The sequence below is a fragment of the Streptomyces sp. NPDC054841 genome (assembly GCF_053611045.1).
The window spans coordinates 1-1,970 of record NZ_JBSGZO010000828.1 but is presented as its reverse complement, the minus strand read 5'-3'; the positions used below and the strand labels follow the sequence as shown (position 1 = coordinate 1,970).

The 1,970-nt window shown below is 66.8% G+C and carries 2 protein-coding genes and 2 pseudogenes; 1 reads left to right on the top strand and 3 read right to left on the bottom strand.

Annotated elements, in window-relative coordinates; genetic code table 11:
• The first annotated feature begins 221 nt into the window (after window positions 1-221).
• Complete coding sequence (locus tag ACWGI8_RS43635) at window positions 222-701, top strand: hypothetical protein (protein ID WP_453669094.1); 480 nt, start codon at window positions 222-224, stop codon at window positions 699-701.
• On the opposite strand, the pseudogene ACWGI8_RS43630 reads toward ACWGI8_RS43635, so the two are convergent.
• The 3 genes and pseudogenes from ACWGI8_RS43630 to ACWGI8_RS43620 form a co-directional block, all read right to left on the bottom strand.
• A pseudogene (locus ACWGI8_RS43630) lies at window positions 693-872 on the bottom strand (IS5 family transposase); the annotation flags it as partial. The gene ACWGI8_RS43635 and the pseudogene ACWGI8_RS43630 sit on opposite strands and share 9 nt — an antisense overlap.
• 115 nt (window positions 873-987) lie before the next feature.
• Window positions 988-1,476 (bottom strand): annotated as a pseudogene (locus ACWGI8_RS43625) (N-acetyltransferase family protein); the annotation flags it as partial.
• A gap of 153 nt (window positions 1,477-1,629) precedes the next feature.
• Window positions 1,630-1,833 (bottom strand): hypothetical protein, encoded by a 204-nt coding sequence (locus ACWGI8_RS43620; RefSeq protein ID WP_453669093.1) that lies wholly within the window; start codon window positions 1,831-1,833, stop codon window positions 1,630-1,632.
• Window positions 1,834-1,970: the final 137 nt, after the last annotated feature.

Sequence of the window (1,970 nt, the reverse complement as noted above, 5' to 3'; positions counted from 1 at the left end):
AGCCCCACGTCACGAGCCTGGGAAGACCGTGAAACGAATCGAAACCCTCACCGAACACGTCCGCCTGAAACAGCAGCGAGGTTAATGATCAAGCTCAGAAGCCGTTGTCGTACCGAACGTGTTCTCCGTGTTTTCGCTGGTCAGGCATGGTGCTGGCAGTCCTGCGACAGGGATGACACATCGTGTTGTTTCGTCGGGGAGGTGTTCAGGTGCCGTCGGTGATGGGGCTGTTGGAGGTTCGGGAGACGGCTGCCCGGGTGCGGGTGGAGGAACTGCGCGCCGAGGTGGACCGGGCTCTGGTCGAGCTGGCCGAGGCGGAAGCCGTGCTGGAGCGACGGGTCGTCGCACTGGCGGAGCTGACCGAGGCCCTGGCCAGGGGTGCTGTGCCCGAAGAGCCGGTCCGGCCGGCACCGGTTCCGGCCGTGGTGAAGGAGCCGGTGGCCGGGTCGGTGGTCCCTGACTGGCGGTTCAGGGTGTCACCGAGCAGGTGCTTGCGCCGGATTACCGGCGGCTGCTGGCCGTGCTGGATGGGGAGTCGGGCAAGGGGGCTGCGCGCGAAACACCTGGCTGCCCGGTTGGGCCTGGATCTGGTGCCCGCAAAGGTCGAGGGTGTGCGGGTCAAGGCGAAGCGGCTGGTGGCGAGGGGCTGGCTGGCCGAGGACCGGCCGGGCCTGTTCACACGGCGGTGCCCGGCGGGATGACCGTGTCGCGGCCGCGGGCAGGCGGCGTCCCATGAGCATGGCCATCGACCACTGCACGACGGCTTCGCTGGTGGCGGGCCGCGTCTCGTAGTCGCGGGCCAGACGGCGCGAGCGCATCAGCCAGCTCAGGGTGCGCTCCACGCACCAGCGCCGGGGAAGCACGACGAAGCCGTACATATCGTGACGAGCCTGCTTTGCGGAGGTTGCTATCTGGGGGGTGCATCAGCAGTCGTGTGCTGCTGTCCGCGCCAGAGTCTGGCCACAAGTGCTTGACCTGCCATCCGCGTCGGCGGTACAGCGCCAGGGCAGGGGCGGCATACGGGTGGGTGGCCAGCCAGCGTGGACGGTGGGGCACAGCGGCCAGAAGACAGTCGTGCAGGGCAGTGCCGATACCAAGACCACGGACCTGCGGAGTGACGGCAAGTTCGCGCAGCTCAAAGGGCGTCAGTTCGAGAGGGGATAGTTGTTGGGCGAGCGAGGCCAGCCTGCTGCTGGACACCCCGTAAGCGAAGCCCACGGTGCTGCCTGCATTCTTGGCCACCAGCAGAGTGAAGCCGGGCTTCGTCACATCGTGGCACAGGCGATTGACGAGCTGTGCCGCCTCGACGCAGGTCTCGTACCAGGGATAGCCGGCGAATGCGGCTGCTGCGAGGGTGGTGAGGGTTGCGGTGTGGGCGCTGACCTGGTCCGACGGAATCAGCGTGATCCTTGTCTGGTCCGACGGGACCTGGGTGAGACCGAGATCGGGATGGTCCGTCAGCTGCGCAGGCGCCATGACAAGCTCCGTGTCCTTGGTGCCCGGGGGCTCCGCGTAGTCGGGCGCCGATCGAAGCCTTGACGGGGTCGTGTGGCTGCCGGGCTTGGCTCCTTGCAGCCGGCCCGACAAGGCCGGCCGCTCGCGGATGGTTTCGACGGCCGCGCCCGAGGGTCAGGTGTGTCCGCCCCGGTCCAGCCCTGGCGAATTCAGGTAGGCACTGTGGACCCGGGAGAGCAGTTCGGCCTGGTCGGTGCCAGTAGCCTCGGACAGTTCCTGGAGCAGGATGCCGGACAACGCTGAGAGCCCGAACAGTGTTTCCGTGACGGCCTTGGCCGGTTCGTCACCAGTCAGGCAGTCGTCGAGGACCCGCTGCACGGCTTCCCAGTAAAAGTGAGGCTCATGCCGTGACTGGTTGTAAGAAGCCGTATCTCAACCGAACGTGATCCGTTGATTTCTGCTGGTCAGGCATGGTTTTGCTCGGGGTGAGGGAGGCATGCGGCGTCTTGTATCCG

What these genes read in the sequence shown, in the direction of transcription:
- ACWGI8_RS43635 (WP_453669094.1), top strand. Translation starts at nt 222, where the DNA reads ATGGGGCTGTTGGAGGTTCGGGAGACGGCTGCCCGGGTGCGGGTGGAG.